The following is a 24,655-nucleotide window of genomic DNA, read 5'->3' as shown; positions in this document are numbered from 1 at the left end:
CGCCGCAATCGGCCACGCACTCGATGCCTTCACCCCCGAGGAATGCGCCAATTACCTGAAAAATTCAGGCTATCGAACTTAATGCCATCACGCTTTAGGGCTGTTTGATTTCAGGCGGCAGACCAAAGCCTATCTCGTCCGAGCGCTGCAGCGCGCAGATCCGATGACACAGGTCGATGACGTGCTCGTCGTAGACTAGCGTGTATTGGCGCGAGCATTGGGCGCGCCATTGATCTGTATCAAGCCCGCCGTGGGATAGGGGCCGCTAGGCTTCCAGCAGGAGCGCTGCCCGGACACAGGCCTTGAACACTCTTCGCCAGCATCGGTCCATCGACGGAGTCATCCAGCTCGTGATCCGGCTCGGATTGCTGGCGCTGCTGATCCTGTGGACTTTCCTGATCATCCGCCCCTTCGTGCCAATCCTGGCCTGGAGTGCGGTGCTCGCGGTGGCGTTCTATCCAGTCTTCGGCTGGCTCGCCAAACGCCTCGGGGGCCGCCCGCGCACCGCCGCTTTCATTCTCACGCTGGTTACGCTGGGCATCGTCATTGGTCCTGCGGCTTGGCTCGGCATGAGCGCAGTCGACGGCATCAAGGATCTCGCGGGCCAGATCAGCAGCGGCGATCTCACGCTTACGGAGGCGCCCGAACAGATCAAGAGCTGGCCGCTGATCGGCCCCCAGCTCTACGATCTCTGGACCCAGGCCAACAGCAATATTCGCGCGGTGCTGAGCGAGGTGATGCCGTATCTGAAACCGCTAGCCGGGATGATGCTGTCGCTCGCCGGTGATGCCGGTGTCGGCACGCTCCAGTTCCTGCTGTCGGTATTCGTCGCCGGCTTCCTCTTTCCCTACGGTCCGCAGCTCGTCGACGCGGTGCGCGGCTTCCTGTTCCGGGTCGTACCGGAGCAGAGCGAGCATTTTCTGGAGCTCGCCGGCGCGACCATCCGCGCGGTGTCGCAGGGCATCATCGGTGTCGCAATCGTGCAGTCGCTACTGGCCGGCATCGGCTTCAAGCTCGCAGGCGTCCCGAGTGCCGGCCTGCTGGCATTCCTCGTCCTGTTGCTGTCGATCGTGCAGATCGGCCCCTTCCTCGTTCTCTTCCCCGTGGTTATCTGGATCTGGATGGACAAGGACGTGACCACGGCGGTGCTCCTGACCGTCTTCCTCGGCGCCGTCGGCATCCTCGACAACATCCTGAAACCCATCGTCATGGGGCGCGGCCTGACCACGCCGACGATCGTGATCCTGATCGGGGTAATCGGCGGAACGCTCGCGCACGGAATCATCGGCCTCTTCATCGGGCCGATCATCCTGTCGGTCGCCTGGGAACTCGCGGCGGCCTGGATCCGAAACGATCGCGCCGCTGCTCCGAAAAGGCCGGAAGAGACCTGAATCTCCGCACGCATCACCTTTGACCTAAGTCAATCCTCTCGACACCCGATGCGCCTTGATCAGGTGAAGCCAGATCTGACCGCAGGCATGTCGATGGCCCATCAAACGTCGCAGCGGGATTGCGCATTCGGGAAAACGTCCCCGGCGATGACGGCCGTCGACTGACCGCCATGGATGCGATCCTTGCCATCGATGCGAATGCAGGAGGCGTGAACTTCCAGCTCTTCTCCGTACGAGGCGAGGGGAGGCTGGAACGGCAAATCAAGGGACGGCTTGACGGGCTCGGCCGCCATCCGCGCCTCAGGGCGAGCAGAGCGAACGGCGATCCGTTGGCGCACCGCACCTATCAGAACGACGACGTCGATGACATCCCGGCGGCATGCGCGGTTGTCGATAGCTGGCTGCGGGACGAATTGGGAATCCAGCCGCTGGCCGTGGGGCATCGCGTCGCTCAGGGAGGACCGGATGACGCCCGGCCGGCCCTGATCGATGACGCCGTGATGGCGCGTCTGGAACGGCTGATTGCACTCGCGCCGCTGCTTCAGCCGTATAATCTTGCGCCAATCCGTATCATGCAGGCCAATCATCCGGCGCTACCGCAAGTCGCCTGCTTCGATACTGCATTCCATCTTGGCAAGGTCGTGGAGAACGGCAGCTATCCTATTGCGCATCAACTCTGCGCAGGTGACGCAAGGCGTTACGGGGCTCACGGTCTTTGCTACGAGTCGATCGCACGAACTCTGACGCTCGAGGCCCCCGAGATTGCCGCGCGCCGCGTGATCGTTGCGTGCCTCGACGACACCAGCTCGATGTGCGCGCTGAAGGAAGGCCGCAGCGTCGAAAGCACGAATGGATTCTATGCTTTTGGCGCATCGCCATCGGACTATTCCGCAGGCGAAATCGATCCCGGCGACGCATTTCTGTTCACCAATCCGGGTGACGACGGTGCGGCTGCTCGTTTTCTGCGAGCAGAACAGGCCGTCGAGCACCTCGCCTACTGCGCCGGCCTCAACGCCGGCCTGCTTGCGGCCGCGCTGGAGGGGCTCGACGCCTTCGTTTTCACCGGCGCGATCGGCCAAGGCTCGACGGCGATCCGCGCGCGCATCGCCGAAAGGCTGAGCTGGCTCGGTGCTATACTGGATGCGAAGGCCAACGCCCATAACGCACGGCTGATCTCGCGCCGCGATAGTCGTATCCCTCTCTACGTGCTCCCGTCCGACGATGAATTGACCATCGCGCGGCACACGTTGGCGCTCTTGTTGAACGGGCCGTCGCCACGTTGAGGCAGCTTCCCGGAAAGCTGAAAAGGATTGGCGGCGCTCGATGCTTCTTCAATTCCTCGTCGGTACGCTGGTCAGCGTGATCAATATCGGAATCCATGCGCTGGTGACCATCGTCGCCATCGGGATCGCCCGCGGCGCGGGTTTGCGGCAAACCAGGAGACCAAGAGCGCATCTGATGGGTGTCATGGTCGCGACAGCCGTGGTGTTGCAGGTCGCGCATACGCTGGAGGTTCTGGTGTGGGCTCTGATGTATGAAGTCGTTCAGGCCGCCGCACCGGGCAGTGATGCGCTCTATTTCGCCTTCGTCAACTACACCACGCTCGGCTATGGCGATATCACGCCGGTGCGCGAATGGCGCCTCATCGGCCCGTTGACGGCCATGAATGGTGTCCTGCTGTTCGGCTGGTCGGCCGCCATCCTGTTCGAGGTCTTGCGCAAGACTCTCGAGCACCTCGGTGTAACCCAGGCGCCTGGCCTTAGATGATCCTGATACCGATGGAGGCTTCGGTCGGAGCCGAACTCACCCCAGGAAAAGGATCATGGCCGTGAACGCCACCGGCAGCGTCCCGAACAAAACGACTGCGATCCGAAATGCTGTCTCGTTCCACATCGGAAGAGGCTAGCATCGGACGGTACCGGTGTGATGTGCAGTTTGTGCCATTCGCCGGTGTCGGCCCGCTCAAGGCTGCAGGTCGAGGCTTGCAAGCTGGTGCCGATCCAGCAGCACGATCTGACGCTGGGTGTTACCGACGAAGCCGAGGGCGCCGAGCTCATGGAGCCGTGACAGCGCGCGGGATACGGTCTCCAGCGTCAGGCCGAGGTAATCGGCGATATCGCGCCGCGACATCGGCAGCGCCATGACGCCGGACGCCGTCAACCGCCCGTCCATCTCGAGCAGGAACGCCGCGACCCGCTCCAGCGAGGTCTTGCGTCCCAGCAACAGCATGTGGTCCTCCGCATGCTGGAGGTTGTTCGTGGTCATGCTGAGGAGGTTTCTGGCCACCATCGCATCGCTTTCAGCCACCATTTCGAGGCTTTGCCGTCTGACCAGGCGCACCGTTGTGTCGACGATCGCTTCCGTGGTGAAGCGGTGCTCGTTGCCGTTCTCCAGGCCAAAAATGTCGCCGGCGAGGTGAAAGGCGCCAATCTGCCTGCGGCCGTCCGACAGCAGCTTGTAGCTTCGTACCGCACCGGACGTCACCTGATAGACATATTCGGCGGGCTCTCTCTCCCCGTAGATTTCGCTGCCTTTTTTATAGGTAAATTGGCTTAAACTGACGAGCGCATTTGAATCGCTGGTCATGCCGAGGTCACGAAGGGAGTTGGGACGCGGCGTCGAATCCGCTGCAATGCGAACGAACATAGGCCAACTCCTCAGCTCATCGCCGAATTGGTCTGTCAGACGAAAAGTCTCGCCGCTGGGAATGCGCCGCGCCGTCCCACTCCCGTCGAAGTTGATTTACGACTAAGGCGGCATTCTCATCCATTGTCCCAAGGTTCATTGTACCAAGGGACAGCGTGGACGCCTGTTGGGAGGTTGTTGCGCGGATTGAGAAGCTGTCGGAATTCAGCAAGAGGTGATGCGTGCCCGGCCTTGTTCACGTGGTGGACGACGACGATTCCTTCCGGACGGCGATCGCGCGCCGGTTGAAGCTCGCTGGCTACGACGTTGCGACCTACGCATCGGCGCAGGATTTACTGGATGCGGCGCCTGATGACGCGCAGCCGGGATGCATCCTGCTCGACGTGTGGATACCGGGGCTGAGCGGCCCCGACTTGCAGACCCGCTTGGTCGCGTCGGGCTCGACGCTGCCAATCATATTCCTGACCGGACACGCCGACACGCCAACCACGGTGCAGGCCATCAAGGCCGGCGCGGAGGATTTCCTGACCAAGCCGGTATCCTCCGAGCAGTTGATCGCTGCGATTGAGCGCGCGCTGGTGCGCCAGCACACCGCGCAGGCGCATCGCGGAAGGCTCGAGACCTTCCGCATTCACCTCGCCGCATTGACGCATCGCGAGCGTCAGGTGTTCGATCTCATCGTCCGCGGCAGGATCAACAAGCAGATCGCGCATGAGCTTGGAACCACCGAGCGCACCGTGAAGGCGCACCGTCACCAGGTGATGGAGAAGATGCAGGTTCGTTCGCTGGCGGAGCTCGTTTCGATCGCGGAACGGCTTGGAATGCTCGATACGAGCGACGATTAGCTGATTTGTCGTCACGGCACAGTTCCCGCGGTGTGACTTCCCCAAGAGACAATATGAAATTCGTTGGTGTGGTGCTGCCATGTAGGGCGGCGAATGCGGCGGTTTGCCCGACACGCAATTAGACCAGGCGAATATGGCGCCGGCGCCGCCGTGATCGGTCATTCGTCTCGAAGGGGCACTTCCTTGCCAGAGCGTGACTCTGTTTTTGTCGTCGATGACGATCCCTCCATCCGGACCAGCGTGAACAGGCTGCTCCGCGAGCATGGCTTTGCCGCGACGCTCTTCGACTCTGCTGGAGCCTTGCTCCATCACGGCAGCTTCGACAAGGCGATTTGCATCGTTCTCGATATCGACCTGAACGGAAGGTCCGGCATCGACCTGCGCCGGCAACTGGCCGAGGAGGGTGTCACAGCACCGGTGATCTACATCACCGGAAATGACAGCTCGGCGAACCGCGCGGCGGCGGTCGCGTCCGGATGCATTGCCTATCTGGTCAAGCCATTCACGGCGCAGTCCCTGATCGAGTCGGTGGCGCGTGCGTCGGCTGCGTAACGCAGCATGGCCACTCATTCGTCGACATATTGCTCCAGCGTCCTGGCCGGTGCGCCCTTGTGGACGGACGCGAACTGCGCCAGCGGCACCGAGGTCGTCAATGCCAGAAGGTTTGAATCGACGACCTCAAGGGCAAGTGTCTTCCCTGACTCCATTTCCTTGATGATCGCGGGAGGCGCGATGTCGGCCGCAATGCAGGCGTTGGTCAGGCACCAGCTGTAGGGGATGCGGAGGGGTCTGCCCTGGTCGACGGTCAGCTTCGGCGGCTGTTGCAGGTACATGCCGACGGGCACGAAGAGCTGCAGCCGTGCCGAGGGAGTGCCTTCGCGCTCGATCAGGTCCACGCGCACGGCCGTCTGGCCGGTTGGAAACTTGCCGGTGATTGAGGTCCGGCACAGCGTCGGCGCACCGCCTGCCTTGAAGCAGAGCTTCTGCCAGTCTCCGTAGACGATGTCCTTTGCCTCGCGCTGGCCGCGCGTCGCGACCTCGGCGGGTTTATCGGACTGCGCGGATTTGGGCGCGGCGATGCCGGCACATGTCGCGCTTCCGGCGACCGCGACGACCAACAGGCCAGAGAAACAATTGCGGGGACTTGGCATGATGTGCCTCCGAACTTGAACTCTATTTCTGCGGGTCGAGGAACTTCGCCACCAGCGGCGACCACAGCGGGATCGCGTCCGGAGAGCCGATGAAGAAATGGCCCTCGTTGCCGAAGGGCGGCATCAGATGATACTCGGCCCTGCCGCCGGCCGCGGTGAAGGCCTCATGCATGCGCTTCGACAGGGCCGGCCCGAAGAACGTATCGTTTTCGATATAGAACCACAGCATCGGCACCCGCGAGGTCCGGCCAAAATCCGCGGTCGCTTCGACCAGTCTGTCCGGCGCGCAGTTGTTGTTGGGCTTGCCGTCGACGCGTCCGCCGCGACCTGCCGCAAAGGTGATGATCGCCTTGACCTGCGGCGGGTTCACGCTCGAGAGCGCAATGGAAGCCCAGCCGCCGGCGGACTGTCCGATGACGACGACGTCCTTTGGCAGAACGCGTTTCTCGGCGATCATGTAGTCGATGATCCAGAGATCGGCCAGCGCCAACGCTCGTCCGGCGTCACGGAAGTTCGGGTTGGTGCATTTGCCGACCTTGGCGAAGAACGGCCCGTAGAGACCGCGCTCGGGAATGTCGATGGCGGCTGCGCCATATCCGGTGCCGACCGGCGCCACGACGAAATAGCCGCGTTTGGCGAACCACTTCGCTGCATCGCGGAATTCCAACAGCGGAAAGAAGCCGCGATCGACCGGCTTGAGTGACACGCCGTGGTTCATGATCGCGAGCGGGAAGGGGCCGTCGCCGACGGGCCGCACCACATAGGCGAACATCGGAAGCGGCAGCGGCAGCGCCCAGATCTCCTCCTGGATGCGGACATTGTCCTCGGCGCGCACCGGCAGGACGAAGGCGGCGAGGGTAAGTAGAGCCATCACGAACGGTCGGATGATTGCGGCCAATTGCCTGCGCATCGTCGCCTCCGTCAGCCGGTGTAGGTGAGGGCCACGATAATCGGGCCGAGTACGGTCAGGACGACATTGCCGACGGCGTAGGGCACGGCGACGCCGAGCACCGGCGTCTGGCTCTCGGCGACGTCGCAGGCTCCGGTCACCGCAGCATCGACGGTCATGGCGCCCGCCAGCGCACCGCAGGTGATGACCGGATTCATGTGCACCACATAGCGCGCAAACAGCGTCGCGACGATCAGCGGCACCAGCGTGACGACCAGGCCCATTCCGACCAGCAACACCCCGTGGGCCTGGATCGCAGTCCAGGCCGCGGCTCCGTTGCCGAGACCGATGGCGGCGATGAAGCCGCCGAGCCCGAGATCGCTCAGCGTCTGCTGCGCGGCGGGCGGCAAAGCGCCGATAGTCGGCCGGCGCGACCGTAGCCAGCCGCAGACGAGGCCCGTGATCAGCGCGCCGCCGCCGCCGCCCAGGGTCAGCGGAATACCGCCGACCTTGAAGCTGATGAGGCCTGCGAGCAGGCCCGCCGCGATACCGGTTGCGAGAAAAGCGATGTCGGCGCGGTCGCCGGAGCGCAAGATCTGTCCGACTTTCGTGGCGGCGCGCTCGATGTTGCGGGTGCTGCCGACGAGCGTCATGACGTCGCCCACATAGACGCGGGTATCCGGGCCCAGGGGGACCTCGCGGCTCATCCGGGTCAGCGTGCGGAGATAGACGCCGCGTGCGTCGTTGCCGACGCGTTCGGCGATCTCCTTGATCGACCGGCCATGGAGATCGCGGCTGTCGACGAGGACGTTGATCACGTTGCCCGGAATAGCCTTCAGAATCTCGTCGGCATCGATCTCCTTGCCGATGACCGGCTTTGCAGCGACGAGGGACGCCGTTCGCCCGGCAATGACGATGTCGTCGCCCGATTCGAGAATGGTGTCGAGGCGCGGCTCAACGTCGGCTCCATCCCGCACTATTCGCTCGACGACAGTGCGGCTGCCGATTTCCTCTTCGATATAATTGACCGTGCGTCCCGCGGCGGTCGAGACCCGATAGGCGCGCGCTTGGAATTTCCGATAATGGAGATTTTCGTTCTGTGGCGGATTGCCGCCGGAAAGCTCCGCCTCCAGCTTCGCCGCCTCCTCCTTCAAATCGACCCCCATCAGCTTCGGCGCGACAAACGGCACGTACAGGAGTGTGAGGATGTAGCCGAGGACGTAAGTTACGGCGTAGCCGGCGGCGATGTTCGCCTCCTGCTGCTTAAAGGCGTCGTTGGGCAGGCCGAGTTGCGCCAGCGCGCCAGAGGCGGTGCCGATGATGGAGGATTGTGTCAGCCCACCGGCGGCAAGTCCCGAGGCCGTGCCCGGATCGAGCTTGAACGTGAAGGCGAATATCAGGACGAGGATCAGACCCGTGCCGCCGAGCACGAGCGCCATGACGACCTGCGCCAGAGTGCGGATGCTGAGGGACGCGAAGAACTCTGGGCCGGACCGGTAGCCGATCGTGAACACGAACAGACTGAACAGAATCACGCGCAGCAGCGAGGGGAACGTAAAGGTCCCGAGCTGGCCGATGAGCACGGCGACGACCAGGATACAGGCCGTCGTTCCGATCGAGAAGCCGCGAATCTTGACGCGACCAAGCACCGTACCAATCGCAATGGCGAGCAGCAGGAAGATCTCCGGAGCCGTGGAGATGATCCACCTAACGGTGCCCATGGCGCATGCCCTCCAGCAATTTCCGCCGAATCTGGTTCGTGGAACCAGGCGACGCTTGATCCAGATCAATCCTCCCCAAGGCAAGCTGTCGCCTATGGCCCATGCAGGAGTTAGGAGAGCCGATGTTTCGGACATGAGCACGATGGATATCGCCGCTGCTTCGTCGATACGCCGCGACGAGACGGTGCAAATTGCGTTGTTGCTCGCCTTCGCCGGCGGCTATCTCGATGCCTACACCTGGATCATCCACGGCGTGATGGCCAACGCGCAGACGGCCAATCTGGTTCTGCTTTGGGTCTATGGTTCGATCGGCAACTGGCCGGAAGCGCTGCATTTTGTCCCGCCGATCCTCGCATTCGCGGTCGGTATCGTGGTCGCAGCGTGGCTTCGCCGGGCGACCGGAGACCGTGCCAGCGCCATCAGCACGTTGATCGAAATACTGCTGCTGATTGCCATCGGCATCTTGCACAATCGCCTGCCGGACCTCGCCGGCACGCTGGGCATCTCGTTCGTCGCCGCCATGCAGACCGCGGTCTTCACCAAGGTCGAAGGTGTGGCCTACAGCTCGGTGATGATTACCGGCAACATGCGGCACGCGATTGAGAGCGTGTTCGCCGCGGTCTCAGGAGGCGGTTCGTTTCGGCGCCCCGGCATTTTTGCCGCACTATGCGGCACTTTCGGCTTTGGAGCCGCCGTCGGCGCCTTCGCGACCAAGCAGATTCCAAATCTGGCGCTTGGTGTCCCCGTGATCGCTCTCCTGATCGTGCTGCTGGGCTGCGAAGCCAACCGCGCCGAGGCCCGCACATGAACACGTTCGGGCCGATATCGCGATTCTTTCCGCCCGCGACCTGGCTTGCGGACTATCGCAGCGCCTGGCTGCGTCCGGATGCCATCGCCGGCATCACGCTCGCGGCCTACGCCATTCCGGTGTCGCTCGCCTACGCGGCGCTGGCCGGATTGCCGCCGCAGATCGGCATCTATGGCTATATGCTTGGTGGGATCGGCTACGCGCTGCTCGGGTCGTCGCGCCAGCTTGCGGTCGGTCCGACCTCCGCGATCTCGCTGATGATTGCGGCCACAGTCGGGGCGCTGGCCGGCGGAGACGCGGCGAAATATGCCGAGATCGCGAGCCTTGCCGCCTGCGCGGTGGCGCTGTTGTGCCTGATCTCCTGGCTGTTCAAGCTCAGCATTCTCGTTCGCCTGGTCAGCGACAGCATATTGGTCGGTTTCAAGGCCGGCGCCGGGCTCACCATCATCATGAGCCAATTGCCGAGCCTGTTCGGCGTCGCCGGAGGCGGTCACAATTTCTTCGATCGCGCCATCAAGCTCAGTGGTCAGCTCGGCGACACGAAGCCGCTCGTTCTGGCGATCGGGGCGATCGCGCTGGTGCTCCTGCTGCTCGGAGAACGGCGTCTGCCGGGAAAGCCGGTCGGACTCACGATCATGGCGCTGTCGATCGTGTTTGCGACGCTGCTTGGCCTTGCGTCCCTCGGGGTGCCGGTCACCGGGACGATCCCCGAAGGGTTGCCGGCGATCGGAATACCCAGGTTTGGTCTGCTTGAGCCCGACGAACTCTTCCCGCTGGCCGCGGGATGCGTGCTGCTGGCCTATATTGAAGGTGTGTCTGCGGCCCGCAGCTTTGCCGCCAAGCATGGCTATGCCCTTGATGTCCGGCAGGAGTTTTTGGGCCTGGGGGCGGCGAACCTCGTCGCCGCATTCGGCCACGGCTATCCCGTCGCCGGCGGCCTGTCGCAATCCGCCGTCAACGACAATGCGGGCGCGCGCACCCCCCTGGCGCTGGTGATCTGCTCGGCGACGCTCGCACTGTGCCTGCTGTTCTTCACGGGGTTGTTGACGAATCTGCCCAAGGCCGTGCTGGCGGCTATCGTCGTTGCGGCCGTCTACAGGCTGGTGGACATCCGCGCGCTGTTGCGGATGTGGCGCGTCAGCCGGTTCGATTTCTATGCGGCGGCGATTGCGCTCGTGTCCGTGCTGCTCCTTGGGATCCTGCAAGGCGTCCTGCTCGCGGCCATCGCGTCGATCGTCCTGCTGCTGGCACGCGCCTCACGTCCGAATGTCGCGTTCCTCGGACGGCTGCCCGGGACCGGCCGCTACTCCGACAACGCGAGGCACGAGGGTGTCGAGCCGCTCGTCGGCGTCATCGCCTTTCGACCCGAAGCTTCGTTGCTTTACATCAACGCCGAAACGATCCTGGAGTCGGTGCTGGATGCCTTGCTGAGATCGGTCGATATCAGGCTGGTGATTTGCGACCTCTCCGCATCGCCTTACATCGATCTGGCCGGCGCGGGCATGTTGCGCGACCTTTACGATGAGCTCGCCTCCCGGCATGTCGCCTTCTGCATCGTCGGTGCGCATGCGCAGCTGCGCGATCTGTTGCGGGCGGAGGGACTGGCGGAGAAGACTGACAGCGGCGACTGGCTGCGGTCGCTGGACAGCGTTCTTGGCGATGCCCAGCCCAACGATGCCCGAGGAACGGTCTGATCTCTCCGCTGCCCTCCAATCGGTCGGCGACGGCCTATTGCGTTGCGAAGAGGCGTCACGGCCGTGCTCCCCGCCCCGGCATATCGCGCGACCGTTGACTTGGATCAATAGAGCAAGCGGCGCTGCACTCACGATCCGGCATCACTCATGCCCTACGGCTTGATATGGATCGGGAGTGAAACATGTCCAAAGACGCCAAGCCCGCGCAGAAGCGCATCGATCAGTTCCTGTCTGGCCCCGGTGGACGGGCGGACGACTGGCGCGATCTGGTGGAAGCGGCAAAGGTGTGGGCCCGCGGCGGCGATCGTGCAAAATACGATGCCGCGCTGGCCGATCTGTCTGTGACGGAAGAGTTTCACGGCTATCCCGGTCTGCAACTGATGGGGGCCCTGCGGGAAGCAGCCGCCACTGGCGATGCGGCAACGTCGCTCGCCCTCGCGACGCGGCTGACACAGGCCCTGACGACGAGGTCCTTCCGCCAGCATACCGGCGACTGGAATGTGAATGATGAGGACAATGGCGACGCCTCCGATCTGGTGCCGCAGATGTTCGGGCAGCACACCGCGCGTCGCCCCTACTTCGAAACCCTGATCGTCACCGGCCTCTCGTCCGCCAAATGGCTCGCGCTCGCCAACGAATGGCGCAAGCTGCGGCGTCCGGTCGATCAGTTCGTCTATGAGCCGGTCATCGTCGGCAGCCTCGAAGACGCCTTCTGCGCCACGATGCTGAACCCCAACATCGCAGCCGTCGTCATCAACGAAGGCTTCACCCTGCGCTCGCGGCACGATGCCCCGGTGCTCCGCACGTTGACGGCATCGGCGGGACTGAATGACGAGTCCGACGCGTCAGCGCTCCGGCTGGCCCAAATCGTCAAGCGGGTCCGTCCCGAGCTCGACCTTTATCTCATGTCCAACCGCGACGTGGAGGAGATGGCCGGAAATCCGGAAGCAAACGTCGTTCGCCGCATCTTCTATTCCATCGAAGATCTGCTCGAGCTGCATCTCTCGATCCTCGAAGGCATCCAGGACCGCTTCGACACGCCGTTCTTCGACAATCTCAAGAAATATGCGCAGCGTCCGATCGGGACGTTCCATGCGCTGCCGATCGCGCGCGGCAAATCGGTTTTCAAGTCGGACTGGATTCGCGACATGGGCGAATTCTACGGCTTGAACCTGTTCCTGGCCGAGAGCAGCGCGACCACCGGCGGCCTCGACAGCCTGCTGGAGCCGACCGGAACCATCAAGAGAGCGCAGGACAAGGCGGCGCGCGCGCTTGGCGCGGATCGCGTGTTCTTCGTGACCAACGGTACCTCGACCTCGAACAAGATGGCGGTGCAGGCGCTGCTCGCGCCCGGCGACATCGCGATCGTCGATCGCAACTGCCACAAGTCGCACCATTACGGCATGGTGCTGGCCGGCGCCCAGCCGATCTATGTCGAAGCGTTCCCGATGACGGCATATTCGATGTATGGCGCGGTGCCGCTGAAGACCGTCAAGCAGGCCCTGCTGAATGCGAAGGCGGATGGCCGGCTCGACCGCGTCAAGATGCTCGACCTGACCAACTGCACTTTCGACGGTCACATCTACAACACCCGCCGGGTGATGGAGGAATGCCTCGCGATCAAGCCCGACCTGATCTTCCTCTGGGACGAAGCCTGGTTCGGCTTTGCGCGCTTCTCGCCTTACCTGCGGCGGCGCACCGCGATGGGCGCCGCCAATGAGATCGAGGCCTGGATGCACGACCCGAAATCGGTCACGGCCTACGAGAAGCAGCAGGCCGAGCTCGGCAAGAACCCGTCGAACGAGGTGCTGCTCAAGACCCGGCTGATTCCCGATCCGCGTCAGATCCGCCTGCGCGTCTACCAGACCAACTCGACCCACAAGTCGATGTCGGCGATCCGGCAGGGCTCGATGCTGTCGGTCAAGGACGTCGAATTCCATACGGTCGAGCAGCAGTTCAAGGAGGCGGTGTTCACGCACGCATCGACCAGCCCGAACCAGCAGCTCATCGCGAGCCTCGACGTGTCGCGGCGCCAGATGGAGCTCGAGGGCTATGGTCTCGTGGCCAATGCGATGGAGATCGCGTTCGCTATCCGTAATGCGGTCAACAACAATCCCCTGATCTCGAAATATTTCCGCATCCTTGGTGCGGACGCGATGGTACCCGCGCAATACCGCCAGAGCGGCTTCACCGACTATCTCGCGGCCGGCACGAACTGGGCGAACATCCTGAAGAGTCTGGACGACGACGAGTTCTGCCTCGATCCGACCCGGATGACGCTGGTGTGCGGCACCGCCGGTTACGACGGCACGCAGTTCAAGGGCATCCTGGCGAACGAGTACAACATCCAGATCAACAAGACCTCGCGCAACTCGGTGTTGTTCCAGTCCAACATCAACAACACCCGCAGCGACGTCGCGCATCTGGTGAGGGTGCTGGCCGAGATCGCGGGCGAGGTCGACCGCGGACTTGTCCAGGGTGGCGCCAATGCGAAGAAGACATTCGAGGCGCGGGTCAAGAGCCTGATGACCGACGTGCCCGACCTGCCGAACTTCTCGCATTTCCACGATAGTTTCCGCGGCGATGCCGGCACCAAGACCAACGAGGGCGATATCCGCAGCGGCTTCTACTCGGCCTATGACGCAGCCGGATGCGAATATATCCGGCTCGGCGATCCCGAGATCGACCGCCGCCTGAAGGCCGGCCCCGATCTCGTCTCGGCCAGTTTCGTGATCCCGTATCCGCCGGGCTTCCCGATCATGGTGCCGGGCCAGGTCATCACCCAGGAAACCATCGACTTCATGCGCAAGCTCGATGTGAAGGAAATCCACGGCTACGACGCCAAGGAAGGCTTGAAGCTCGTACGCACCGAAGCCTTGGCGAAGATCGGCCGGCCCAAGCCGGGCGCCACGCCGAAGCTGAAGGCCGCATCATAACAGGGGACGGTCATGCAAGGCTTTTTCACGTTCTTGCAGCAGAACCCGTTTCTGCTGCTGTTCTTCGTCGTTGGCCTTGCCGTCTGGATCGGCCGGGCCAGCATCAAGGGCTACGGCCTCGGCATGGTCGCCGGCGCCATCGTGGTCGGCGCCGGGCTGGCGGTGTGGGCCTCGACCTACGGCGTGAAGCTCGAGCTCAACAACTTTGCAAAGAGCTTGTTCTATTACCTCTTCATGTACGGCGTCGGCCTGCGCGTGGGGCCGTCCTTCATCAACAGCCTGAAGGGCGATGGCCTCAAGTTCTGCATCTTGGCGCTGGTGTCCAGCGTCCTTGGTCTGGCGCTCGTCGTCATCTGTTCAAGACTCTTCGCGCTTCCGATCGGCGCGGCTGGCGGCATGCTGGCGGGGTCGCAGACCATGTCGGCCGCAATCGGCTCGGCCGAGCAGGCGATCACCTCGGGCGTCGTCAAGCTTCCTGAAGGCATGAAGCCCGAGGATGCGTCGGGCATGATCGCGCTGTCCTACGGCATCACCTACATCTGGGGTACCGTCGGCATCATCCTGATCTGCAAGTACCTGCCGCGGTGGTGGGGCGTCGATGCCAAGGCGGCGGCCAGGCAGTACGAGAAGGAGTTTGGCGTCAAGGATCTCGAGGGCGGCGGCCTGACCGGTTATCGGCAGTTCGGTCTGCGTGCCTATCGGCTGGAAAATCCGACGCAGGTCGGCATGAGCATCGCCAAATTCCGCTCGATCCATCCGGAGTACCGGATCGTCAACGTGGCGCGCGGCGGCGAGCCGCAGGGAGCCGATCCTGCGTTCGTGCTGCAGAAGGGCGACGTCGTCGCGCTCGGCGGCTCGACGGAGCATCTCACCGACAAGATGGGCCTGATCGGCCCCGAGGTTGCCGACACCACGGCGCTGGGCATTCCCATGGATCAGGCCGACATCCTCGTCACCAACAAGGAGATGGTCGGACGCACCTTTGAATCCTTCCGCGACACGGCGATCGCCGGCCAGTTGCAGGTCACCAAGGTCGAGCGTGGTGGTGTACCACTTGCCGCCGGTCTCAAGACCGAGCTGCAGCGGATGGACATCGTCTCGGTAGTCGGCCTCAAGTCGGCCGTCAACGAACTCGGCGAGATGTGGGGACGCATCGCGCGGACCAATACGTCGACCGACCTGCTGACGCTGGCCGCGGGCATGATCCTCGGTTTCTTGATTGGCATGATCGAATTTCCGGCCTTCGGTGCCAAGATCGGTCTCGGCAATGCCGGCGGTCTGTTGCTGTCGGGCGTGATCGTGTCGTCGCTGGTCTCGCGGCTGCGCTTCTTCGGCAATACGCCGAACGCGGCGCGCAACGTGCTGGAGGACCTCGGTCTCGTGGTCTTCGTCGCCATCGTCGGTGTCAATGCCGGTGCCGGATTGCTGGCGCAGCTTACCGGTGCCGTTGCCTTGAAGATCTTCGTCGCCGGCTTCATCGCCTGCACGATCCCGCCGTTCATCGTCTGGGCGATCGGCTATCACGTCTTCAAGATCAACCCGGCCGTGCTGATGGGCGGCGTTGCCGGTGCGCGGTCGCACTCCGGCCCGTGCCGCGAGGCCGCGGTGGAGATCCAGAGCTCCGTGCCCTGGATCGGATTTCCGGTCGGCTACGCGGTGTCGGGCATCCTGCTCACCGTGTTCGGTTACTTTGCGATGATCCTGGCCTAATAGCTCGACGTCATAACAAGAGGAGAACGTGAGACATGAGAAAAGTCGCCATCTATGCCGCCTTGGCCGTCTCGCTCGCGGGCGTCGCCGGTTTCAGTACGTCATCGCGTGCCGACACCGGCCAGGTTGCCGTGGTCTTCACCAAGGGCGGGTTCATCGTCGGCGTCGGTGGCGGCGAGGGCGTTCTGCTGTACCGGGGCAAGAAATATCCCTTCACCGTCTCAGGCATGAGCGTCGGCTTCACGATCGGCGCCTCGACCACTAAGCTCGTCGGGCGCGCACTCAATCTGAGGGGGCCGGAGTCGATCGAAGGCTCCTACGCGGCGGGCGGCGCGGGCGGCGCGGTTGCCGCGGGCGCCGGAGCCGTTCAGTTGCAGAACGGCAATGGCGTCATCCTCCAGCTCAGCGGGCCGAAGGTCGGCGCGGAAGTATCGGCTGCGGTTGGCGGCGTCACGATCCGGCTGAAATAGGCCCGGGAGGGCGCTCAAGCTAAACGGGCTGCGTCATCGCAGCCCGTTTCGCGTTTCAGTAGCGTTCCTCGACGAACTTCAGGCCGCGCAGGCTTGCCTGGTCGTTGTAACGTCCCTTGTGGGACCGTGGCGGAAGCTTGACCTTCTCCCGCTTGACTTCCTTGTAAGGGATAGTTCTCAGGATGTGCGAGATAACGTTGAGCCGCGCTCGCCGCTTGTCGTCGGAGCGGATCAGTCGCCACGGTGCATGCTTCGTGTCGGTCGCCTCGAACATCATGTCACGCGCGCGCGAGTAATCGTACCAGCGCCCGAACGACTCGGTGTCCATCGGGCTCAGCTTCCACTGCCGCAGCGGATCCTCGATACGCGCCTTGAAGCGGAGCTCCTGCTCCTCCATCCCGACCTCGAGCCAGAGCTTGATCAGGACGATGCCGGCGTCCACGGCGAATTTCTCGACCAGCGGACACAATTCCAGGAAGCGCTTGTGTTCGGTCGGCGAGCAGAAGCCCATGACGTATTCAACGCCGGCGCGGTTGTACCAGCTGCGGTCGAAAATCACGATCTCACCGCCGGCCGGGAATTGCTCGATATAGCGCTGCAGGAACAGCTGGGATTTCTGCCGGTCGGAGGGCGCGGGCAGGGCGCAGACACGGAACACGCGCGGGCTCACCTTTTCGGTCAGCGCCTTGATGGTCCCGCCCTTGCCGGCCGCGTCGCGCCCCTCGAAGATGATGATCACCTTCAGTTTCTGGGCTCTGACCCATTCCTGAAGGTGACACAACTCGACCTGGAGTTTTTCGAGCTCCTTCTCATAGTCCTTCCGCTTCATCCGCTCCACGGGCGCGTCATTGGCCATGCTCAATCACCCCAGGAAATGGTCACGCCGATGTCGCCGGGAACACCGCCTGGAAAATCGATGATCTGATACGCGATGCGATAGCCGCGCGGTTTCAGGTAATCGCTCCAGAGCTGGAAGATTTCCTTCGGAATTCCGGTCAGGGTGTTCTCCCAGCCCGCTTCCATCTGATTGATAGCGCGGCCCTTGTCGGTGCACAGCGTGTTGGGGAAGCGATAGACCTGAACCTCGGTCAAGCCGTTCCGCACCGCACGCTGGATGATCGTCGAGGCGAGCTTGATCTTCTCGTCCTCGGTCTTGCCAGAAGGCTTGCTGAGGCGTTCAATGAGGGCGTGTTTCTCGGCTTCGGCGGCGGCGGCGAGGCGCGCATATTCGTCGGCCTTCGCTGCCTCCTTGAGGGCTGCTTCCTTGCGGATCTGCGTGGCACTGGGGATGAGATCATCGATGCCGGGCATGGCAGGCGGCTCCTGTTGTTGCACGTCAACTTTCAGGCGAGGCTAGGTGGGGCCGTTCCAGGCCCGTTGATCCAAATCAAGCAATTGCGCCACCCGATACCGACACTGCATTCGACGCATTCAAGTGGAAACGCGCCTGTCGAGGAGAGAACGTTGAGCGAGCAACTTCATCCGATGGCCCCGCATCATCTGCCGTTCTATCTCGCGCCGGGAAGCGGGGTGGACCCGCTGATGGTGGTGATGGGGATCTTCCTGATCGGCACCGTGCTCTGGGTGGGCACGCTCTATTGGAAGCTGCACAGCCTGCCTGAGCGCATGGCGCACAAGTCGCAGAAGCTGCAATTCGAGATCGTGGCGGTGCTGGGCATCATCTCGCTCTTTACGCACTTGCACATTTTCTGGGTGGCCGGCCTGCTGCTCGCGATGATCGACCTGCCCGATTTCGGCACGCCGCTGCGCAGCATTGCCGGCTCCGTCGAGAGGATCGCTGACGCCGCTCCGGGCGACGGGCGCGAACCCGAGCAACCGAGCCCCCCACCGGCAGAGAAGTCAGTCCCCAAGGAGAAGGAGCGCAGCCATGTTTGAGCTCATGTTCTGCTCCCTTCTGACCATCCTGCCCGACTATCTCTACCGCCGCTATGCGCAGGGCAAGCGCTTCGGCAAGGAGATCACGTTCTTTTCCATCTGGTACGAGCTGCGATGGGGCATCACCGGCTGCCTGATGCTCACGGTGTCGCTCATCACCATGATCTTCTACTTTCACCCGTCAACGACCTCGGCGACGCTGTATTACCGTACGGTGCCGATCCTGCCCGAGGGCTCCGGCCGGGTCGCGGAAGTCAATGTCGGCTACAGCCAGGCGGTGAAGAAGGGCGACGTACTGTTCACGCTGGATAGTTCGAAGCAACGCGCGGCTCTGGAAACCGCCAAACGCAAGATCGCTGAAGTCGATGCGTCGCTGACGAGCGCGGAATCCGACGTGGTCAAGGCCGAAGCGCAGATCCAGGAAGCCAAGGCCAACCTTCAGCAGGCCAAGGATGAACTGGACGTCAAATCCGAGTTGCAGCGTCGCAATCCCGGCATCGTGCCGCAGCGCGACATCGAAAAGCTGCAGGTGCTCGTCGATCAGCGGCAGGCTGGGGTCGACTCCGCCACGGCTTCGAGGCAGTCGGCAGCCTTGCGCGTTTCAACGCTCTTGCCGGCCGAAAAGGCCAGCGCCGAAGCGACGCTAGCCGAGGCGCAGGTGGATCTGGACAAGACTTTTGTCCGCGCCGGCGTTGACGGGCGTGTGGAGCAATTCCTGGTCCGCGCCGGCGACGTGGTCAATCAGCTGTTGCGGCCGGCGGGTGTGCTGGTTCCGGCGGGCGCCGGCCGGCAGAGTCTGCAGGCGGGCTTTGGCCAGATCGAGGCTCAGGTCTTGCAGGTCGGCATGGTGGCGGAAGCAACCTGCATATCGAGGCCGTGGGTTATCATTCCGATGGTCATCACCAATGTGCAAGACTACATCGCGGCCGGACAGTTCCGCAGCGGAGAGCTACTCGTTGAGGCGCAGAATGTCGTGCGGCCCGGTACGATCCTGGCATTCATGGAGCCGCTCTACAAAGGCGGCCTTGACGGCGTGACGCCGGGCAGCAGCTGCATCGTCAACGCCTACACCAGCAATCACGAGGAGATCTCGGCGAAGGAGACCAGCACCGGCCGGGCCATTGTCTTGCATGTCGTCGACGGCGTCGGGCTGGTGCATGCGCTGCTGCTGCGCATCCAGGCGCTGCTGCTGCCGATCAAGACGCTGGTGCTGAGCGGGCACTGAGGTCCCAGGTCGGATTGTTTCGCGAATGGACCGTCCTGCGTGCAGCTTGACTGCGTCCTCGGCACTGTCGAAGCGGCCCAGTTCTCGCTAGAATTGTGGTCCGGAGGCGCCGGAGCGCGGCCGAGGCGGAGGGGAGCGGGCGCATGATCAGGGCGTCGGTCAAGCAGTGGCTGGTTGCGACCACGCTGTTGGGTCTCGGCCTGTTGCTCGCCGCGTGCATGCTGTCTGGGCCCGCGCGAGCCGCTGAGCCCGGCTCGGCTGCGCGCAGCGAGCCAAAGCGCGTGCTGATCCTGCATTCCTTCGGCCGCGAGTTTCGCCCCTGGAGTGAATATGCGCGGAGCATCAAGGCCGAGCTCGAGCGGCAATCGCCCTGGCCGCTCGACGTCCAGGAGCACACGCTGCTCACCGCCCGTTTCAACAGTCCAGGCCCCGAAGCGCCTTTCGTCGATTATCTCGGTTCGCTCTACCAGGGCAGGCCGCCCGATATCGTGCTGAGCATCGGCGCACCTGCGGCGCGGTTCGTGCAGAGATACCGTGCGAAGCTCTTCCCGGAAACGCCGACGGTGCTGACCGTGGTCGAACAACGGCTGGTGAACCGCCTGGACCTCACCGACAATGACGTGGTCGTGTCCGTCCGCAATGATTTCGTGGCGGCCTTCGAGAACATTCTCAAGCTCTTGCCCGATATCAAAACGGTCGCCGTTGTGGTCGGTGCCTCGCCCCTCGAGAAATTCTGGATCGACGAGGTGAAGCGGGAGTTGAAACCGCTGGAAGGCCGGCTCGACCTCGTCTGGTACTCCGACCTGCCGTTTGAGGAGATCCTGAAGCGCGCATCGGTGCTTCCGCCTCATTCCGCGCTGTTCTGGGGGCTGATGTTGGTCGATGCCGGCGGCATTGTCCACGAGGGCGATATCGCCCTGCACAGGCTGCATGCTGTCGCGAACGCGCCGATCTTCTCGTATCAGGAACCTTTCTTCGGCGACGCCAGCGTCGGCGGGCCCATGCACTCCATCGCCGAAACCAGTTCGAAGACCGTCAGTGCCGCGATCCGGATCCTCGGCGGCGAGAAGCCGGCCCGCATCAAATACGAGCCGATCGGATTCGGGCCGCCGAAATATGATTGGCGGGAGTTGCAGCGCTGGGGGATCGGCGAGAGCAGTCTGCCGCCGGGCAGCGAAATCCTGTTTCGTGAGCCGGCCCTCTGGGATCGCTATCATTGGCAGATGCTGCTGATCGCGGCCGTGATTTTGATACAGGCCGGCTTCATCGGCGGACTTCTGAGCGAGCGCCATCGCCGCCAGTTGGCCGAGATCGAGTCGCGACAACGCCTGACCGAACTCGCCCACGCCAATCGGTACTCGGCCGTCGGCGAGTTGACGACGTCGATTGCCCACGAGCTGAACCAGCCGCTCGGCTCCATTCTGACCAATGCCGAGACGGCGGAGCTTATGCTCAAAGCCACTTCACCCGACATCAACGAGATCCGCCAGATTCTGGCCGACATCAGGCGCGACGATCAGCGGGCGTCCGAGGTCATCCGCAGGCTTCGAAGCGTCCTGAGGAAGCGGCCGTTTGAAATCAAGGACACCGAACTGAACGACACGGTACGGGAAGCAATCGGCCTGGTGACGGCGCTCGCCGACGGGCGCCGGATCACGCTGGCTTACGCGCCAGCCGCTGCGGAGCTGCACGTCAAGGGCGACCCCGTGCAGCTGCAGCAGGTCGTTCTCAACCTGATCATCAATGCGTTGGATGCGGTCTCCGACGCGGACATGAAGAAGCGCGAGGTCGGCGTATCGACCGGGCGCGCCGGGGGCCACGCCGAGATCCGGATCGCCGACACCGGTTCGGGCATTGCGGTCGGCGACCTCGCGAACATCTTCAATCCATTCTTCACGACCAAGCCTCAGGGCATGGGTATGGGGCTCGCAATCGTCAAGACCATCGTCGAGGCCCATCACGGCACCATAGCCGCCGAGAACCAGCCGTCGGGCGGCGCGCTGTTCACGATCAGGCTCCCGATCATCCACTAGCGCAGACGTTTAGCGATCCGGCGGCGCGGCATTGCTCTCGCGCCTCAACAAGGCGGCCAAGCAGGCCTTCGTTGATCTTGATCAATAAACGCCCATGCCGCGGCCCGATCTTGGTGGCCGGAAAGTTCGATGGAGGATGGCATGTTTCGCTGCGGCAAGATCCTGATGGCGCTTGCGTTGATGCTGACGATGCCGATCACCGCAACCGCGCAGACGGCTGACAAGCCGGCGGCGCCGAGCACGCAGGCACAGCCCGCAAGTCCGCCTCCGCCGAGCGCCGAACTCCTGAAACCCGAGCAGCTCGAGGCGCTGGTGGCGCCGATCGCGCTCTATCCCGACGAGCTGCTGGCCAATGTCCTGGCGGCATCGACCTATCCGCTGGAAGTGGTGCAGGCCGATCGCTGGCTGAAGGAGCGCAAGACGCTGAAGGGCGAGGCGCTGAAGGCCGAGGTCGACGAGCAGGCCTGGGACGACAGCGTCAAGGCGCTCGCCAGCACCCCCGATGTGTTGTCGATGATGAGCGACAAGCTCGAATGGACCCAGAAACTCGGCGATGCCTTTCTCGCCCAGCAGCCCGACGTGATGGACGCGATCCAGCGCCTGCGCAACAAGGCCTATGACAACAAGAAGCTGGTCACGACCAAACAGCAGAAGGTCAGCGTTCAGAGCCAGGAAGGCAAGCAGGTTGTCGTCATCCAGCAGGCCGATCCCGCCGAGATGTACGTGCCCTATTACGATCCGGCGACGGTCTACGGCACCTGGCCCTATGCGGAGTATCCGCCGTATTACTGGGGATATCCGTCCTATATCGGCGCCGGCGTGGTTGCGGCCGGCATTGCCTTTGGCACGGCCTGGGCGATCGGGCGCTGGGGCAGTTACTGGGGCGGCGGCTGCAACTGGGGCAACCGCAACGTCTACGTCAATCATCGCACCACCAACATCGCCAACGGCTGGCAGCACAATCCGGCGCATCGCGGCGGCGTGCGCTATAACAACACCAACGTCCAGCAGCGTTTCGGCAACAACAATGTGAGGGCGGGCGCGTCGGACCGGATGGATTTCCGCGGCCGGGACGGCAACCAGGTGCTGCGCCCGAGCCAAGGTGCGGGAGACCGGGCTGGAGATCGCGCCGGCGACCGTGCCGGTGATCGTGGCGGTCCGGGTGACCGTGCAGGAGATCGCGCTGGTGATCGCGGTGATCGTGCCGGCAATCGCGGCGACCGGCCCGGCGGCGGCGATCGTGCTGGCGCGGGAGATCGTGCCAAGGGTGGTGGAGATCGCGCCAAGAATGCAGGCAAGAATGTGGGTAAGGGCGGCGGCGATCGTGCAAAGGCTGCGAATCGAGCCGGCGGCGGCGCTGCCGCCAATCGAGGCGGTGGCGGCAATCGCGGCGGTGCGATGAACGTCTCGTCGGGCCGGGCGGCGGCCGCAGCATCGGCGCGCGGACGCTCCAGCATGGCGAGCATGCCGCGCGGCGGTGGCGGCGGAAGCTTTGCCGGGCGCGGCGGCGGTGGCGGAATGGCCATGCATGGTGGTGGTGGTGGCTTCCGTGGTGGTGGAGGCGGAGGAGGAGGCCGCGGCGGTGGCGGCGGTGGGCGGCGCTCCGACATCGCGCTGAAGCATGACATCGTCCTGCTCGGCCATCTCTCTAACGGCCTCGGCTATTATCGCTTCAGCTACATCGGCAGCGACAAGGCCTATGTCGGCGTGATGGCGCAGGAGGTGGAGAAGGTGATGCCTGACGCCGTGACGCGCGGCAGCGATGGTTATCTGCGCGTCTATTATGACAAGCTTGGCCTGACATTCCGCACCTACCGCGATTGGCTCGCCGACGGCGCGAAGATCCCTGCGGAGGTGACGCCATGATCGGCCTGAAATCGCTCCATCGCGCGATCCTGCCGGGCGTGGTGGCGCTCGCCATGCTTGGCTCGGCGGCACAGGCGCAGCAATCCTACAAGACACCGGAGGATGCGGCCGCCGCGCTCGCGGCCGCAGTCAAAAGCGGGCCGGGCGACATTTTGAAGGTGCTCGGCAGGGCCGCCGAGGATATCGTCTCGTCCGGTGACGAGGTCGCCGACAACGACATCCGTCAGCGCTTCACGTCGATGTACGACGCCAAGCACGGCATCAAGGCGGAGGGCAACAAGACCGCGACCTTGATACTGGGGCCGGACGATTTCCCGTTTCCGATTCCGCTGCTCAACACCAAGACAGGCTGGGCGTTCGACACCGACGAGGGGCGGATCGAGGTGCTTCGCCGCCGCATCGGCCGCAACGAGCTCGACGCGATCCAGACCGCGCTTGCCTATGTCGATGCCCAGAATGAATACGCCGACACGGATCGCGGCGAGGGCGCTGGTGTCTACGCGCAACGCTTCCTTTCCACGCCCGGCAAGAAGGACGGCCTGTTCTGGCGTGACGACAGTGATCCGAGCCCGCTCGGCGCGCTGGTCGCGGAGGCCTCGGCCGAAGGCTACAAGCAAGGCACAGGCGAGGCACCCGCGCCTTATCACGGCTACTACTTCCGAATACTGAAAGGCCAGGGTTCCGACGCGGCCGGTGGCGCGCTCAACTACGTCGTCAAGGGCAAGATGATCGGGGGCTTCGGACTGATCGCTTGGCCCGCCGAATACGGCAATTCCGGCGTGATGACGTTTCTCGTCAATCATGCCGGCACCGTCTACCAGAAGGATCTCGGCAACCGCACGGCGGTCATCGCCGAGCGCACCACGCTGTTCGATCCCGACCAGACCTGGAAGAAGGTCGATGCCGCGAAGCCATAAACCGGAACGCATGCGGCGCGCGACCGCAATCGGCCTTGCCGCGCTCGCGCTCCTCCTGCTCGCGATGCCGGCCACGCCGTCGTTCGCGCAAGCGAGCGGCCATGTCCAGGTGAGGTTCGTCAAGGCTGGCCTGCTGGTCGGAGGCGGCACCGGCAGTGGCGTGCTGAACTACCGCGGTCGGAATTATCCCTTCAAGGTCTCCGGCTTGAGCGTCGGCATCACGGCCGGTGCGACCGTCGGCAGATTTGATGGCCGGGCATCAGGCATCCGCGATGTCGGCGACTTCGTCGGCACCTATAGCTCCGTCGGCGGCGGCTTCGCACTCGTCGGCGGCGTCAACGGCGCCCATCTGCGCAACGAAAAGGGCGTGACGATCGTGCTGCAAGGCCCGAAGGCCGGACTTGAGCTCGCCTCCAACATCAGCGCGATCACGATCGCCTGGAAGTGAGCGCCTCGA

At 63.6% G+C, this 24,655-nt stretch carries 22 protein-coding genes; 16 read left to right on the top strand and 6 right to left on the bottom strand.

All coding sequences use genetic code 11. The features are described from left to right. Positions 1 to 302: 302 nt before the first annotated feature. From CT676_RS35895 to CT676_RS35885, 3 genes are all read left to right on the top strand, one after another. Complete coding sequence (locus CT676_RS35895; protein WP_135216477.1) at positions 303 to 1,391, top strand: AI-2E family transporter; 1,089 nt, start codon at positions 303 to 305, stop codon at positions 1,389 to 1,391. Between the two features lie 170 nt (positions 1,392 to 1,561). Beyond that, complete coding sequence (locus CT676_RS35890) at positions 1,562 to 2,674, top strand: acetate kinase (protein ID WP_135216476.1); 1,113 nt, start codon at positions 1,562 to 1,564, stop codon at positions 2,672 to 2,674. A gap of 40 nt (positions 2,675 to 2,714) precedes the next feature. Continuing rightward, a complete protein-coding gene (locus tag CT676_RS35885) occupies positions 2,715 to 3,158 on the top strand; it encodes a potassium channel family protein (RefSeq protein ID WP_135216475.1) in 444 nt (147 codons plus the stop codon). A gap of 195 nt (positions 3,159 to 3,353) precedes the next feature. Here CT676_RS35885 and CT676_RS35880 read toward each other — a convergent pair whose 3' ends face one another. Then, the gene (locus tag CT676_RS35880) at positions 3,354 to 4,037 is read right to left on the bottom strand and encodes a helix-turn-helix domain-containing protein (protein WP_063981852.1); all 684 of its coding nucleotides are present in this window, start codon (positions 4,035 to 4,037) and stop codon (positions 3,354 to 3,356) included. A gap of 221 nt (positions 4,038 to 4,258) precedes the next feature. Here CT676_RS35880 and CT676_RS35875 point away from each other — a divergent pair, with 221 nt between their 5' ends. Both CT676_RS35875 and CT676_RS35870 read left to right on the top strand, forming a co-directional pair. After that, positions 4,259 to 4,882 (top strand): response regulator, encoded by a 624-nt coding sequence (locus tag CT676_RS35875; protein ID WP_135216474.1) that lies wholly within the window; start codon positions 4,259 to 4,261, stop codon positions 4,880 to 4,882. Between the two features lie 183 nt (positions 4,883 to 5,065). Then, positions 5,066 to 5,434 carry a response regulator gene (locus CT676_RS35870; protein WP_063981854.1) on the top strand — a complete coding sequence of 123 codons (369 nt, stop codon included), beginning with the start codon at positions 5,066 to 5,068 and terminating at the stop codon, positions 5,432 to 5,434. A 14-nt stretch (positions 5,435 to 5,448) separates the two neighbouring features. Here CT676_RS35870 and CT676_RS35865 read toward each other — a convergent pair whose 3' ends face one another. From CT676_RS35865 to CT676_RS35855, 3 genes are read right to left on the bottom strand one after another with little or no spacing between them, the layout of a single operon-like run. Then, complete coding sequence (locus CT676_RS35865) at positions 5,449 to 6,033, bottom strand: invasion associated locus B family protein (protein WP_135216473.1); 585 nt, start codon at positions 6,031 to 6,033, stop codon at positions 5,449 to 5,451. Positions 6,034 to 6,055: 22 nt separating this feature from the next. Further along, positions 6,056 to 6,904, bottom strand: coding sequence for a dienelactone hydrolase family protein (locus tag CT676_RS35860; RefSeq protein ID WP_244623373.1), 849 nt, complete (start codon positions 6,902 to 6,904; stop codon positions 6,056 to 6,058). A 50-nt stretch (positions 6,905 to 6,954) separates the two neighbouring features. After that, positions 6,955 to 8,643, bottom strand: coding sequence for a transporter (locus tag CT676_RS35855; protein WP_135216471.1), 1,689 nt, complete (start codon positions 8,641 to 8,643; stop codon positions 6,955 to 6,957). Between the two features lie 133 nt (positions 8,644 to 8,776). Between CT676_RS35855 and CT676_RS35850 the strand changes: the two genes are divergently transcribed. The 5 genes from CT676_RS35850 to CT676_RS35830 all read left to right on the top strand — a co-directional run bounded on the left by CT676_RS35850 (position 8,777) and on the right by CT676_RS35830 (position 16,261). Further along, positions 8,777 to 9,451, top strand: a complete 675-nt coding sequence (locus tag CT676_RS35850; protein WP_063981858.1) for a YoaK family protein — start codon at positions 8,777 to 8,779, stop codon at positions 9,449 to 9,451. Next, positions 9,448 to 11,145, top strand: coding sequence for a SulP family inorganic anion transporter (locus CT676_RS35845; protein ID WP_135216470.1), 1,698 nt, complete (start codon positions 9,448 to 9,450; stop codon positions 11,143 to 11,145). The genes CT676_RS35850 and CT676_RS35845 overlap by 4 nt, the downstream gene beginning before the upstream one ends. A gap of 182 nt (positions 11,146 to 11,327) precedes the next feature. Then, a complete protein-coding gene (locus CT676_RS35840) occupies positions 11,328 to 14,081 on the top strand; it encodes a beta-eliminating lyase-related protein (RefSeq protein WP_085402450.1) in 2,754 nt (917 codons plus the stop codon). A 12-nt stretch (positions 14,082 to 14,093) separates the two neighbouring features. Further along, complete coding sequence (locus CT676_RS35835; protein WP_063981861.1) at positions 14,094 to 15,791, top strand: transporter; 1,698 nt, start codon at positions 14,094 to 14,096, stop codon at positions 15,789 to 15,791. A gap of 35 nt (positions 15,792 to 15,826) precedes the next feature. Continuing rightward, a complete protein-coding gene (locus tag CT676_RS35830; RefSeq protein WP_063981862.1) occupies positions 15,827 to 16,261 on the top strand; it encodes a hypothetical protein in 435 nt (144 codons plus the stop codon). A gap of 55 nt (positions 16,262 to 16,316) precedes the next feature. Here the strand turns inward: CT676_RS35830 and ppk2 are convergent, their stop codons facing one another. Together ppk2 and CT676_RS35820 are read right to left on the bottom strand one after the other, a co-directional pair. After that, complete coding sequence (gene ppk2 / locus CT676_RS35825) at positions 16,317 to 17,117, bottom strand: polyphosphate kinase 2 (protein ID WP_085402452.1); 801 nt, start codon at positions 17,115 to 17,117, stop codon at positions 16,317 to 16,319. A 2-nt stretch (positions 17,118 to 17,119) separates the two neighbouring features. Then, complete coding sequence (locus CT676_RS35820) at positions 17,120 to 17,572, bottom strand: hypothetical protein (RefSeq protein WP_028149181.1); 453 nt, start codon at positions 17,570 to 17,572, stop codon at positions 17,120 to 17,122. Between the two features lie 174 nt (positions 17,573 to 17,746). Between CT676_RS35820 and CT676_RS35815 the strand changes: the two genes are divergently transcribed. From CT676_RS35815 to CT676_RS35790, 6 genes are all read left to right on the top strand, one after another. Continuing rightward, on the top strand, positions 17,747 to 18,157 hold the full coding sequence (locus tag CT676_RS35815; protein WP_063981864.1) for a hypothetical protein: 411 nt from the start codon (positions 17,747 to 17,749) through the stop codon (positions 18,155 to 18,157). After that, entirely contained in the window at positions 18,150 to 19,382 is a 1,233-nt protein-coding gene (locus tag CT676_RS35810) for a biotin/lipoyl-binding protein (protein ID WP_063981865.1), read from the top strand. Before CT676_RS35815 ends, CT676_RS35810 begins: the two co-directional genes overlap by 8 nt. A gap of 143 nt (positions 19,383 to 19,525) precedes the next feature. Beyond that, complete coding sequence (locus tag CT676_RS35805; protein WP_085402453.1) at positions 19,526 to 21,415, top strand: ATP-binding protein; 1,890 nt, start codon at positions 19,526 to 19,528, stop codon at positions 21,413 to 21,415. A gap of 141 nt (positions 21,416 to 21,556) precedes the next feature. After that, positions 21,557 to 23,281: a DUF3300 domain-containing protein gene (locus CT676_RS35800; RefSeq protein ID WP_167768276.1), complete on the top strand. Its 1,725-nt coding sequence runs from the start codon at positions 21,557 to 21,559 to the stop codon at positions 23,279 to 23,281. After that, a complete protein-coding gene (locus tag CT676_RS35795) occupies positions 23,278 to 24,198 on the top strand; it encodes a DUF2950 domain-containing protein (RefSeq protein WP_063981867.1) in 921 nt (306 codons plus the stop codon). Before CT676_RS35800 ends, CT676_RS35795 begins: the two co-directional genes overlap by 4 nt. Next, complete coding sequence (locus CT676_RS35790; RefSeq protein WP_063981868.1) at positions 24,182 to 24,646, top strand: hypothetical protein; 465 nt, start codon at positions 24,182 to 24,184, stop codon at positions 24,644 to 24,646. The genes CT676_RS35795 and CT676_RS35790 overlap by 17 nt, the downstream gene beginning before the upstream one ends. Positions 24,647 to 24,655: the final 9 nt, after the last annotated feature.

The organism is Bradyrhizobium sp. MOS001 (assembly GCF_004634465.1).
Classification (GTDB): domain Bacteria; phylum Pseudomonadota; class Alphaproteobacteria; order Rhizobiales; family Xanthobacteraceae; genus Bradyrhizobium; species Bradyrhizobium barranii.
This window is presented reverse-complemented; position numbering and strand designations above follow the sequence as displayed.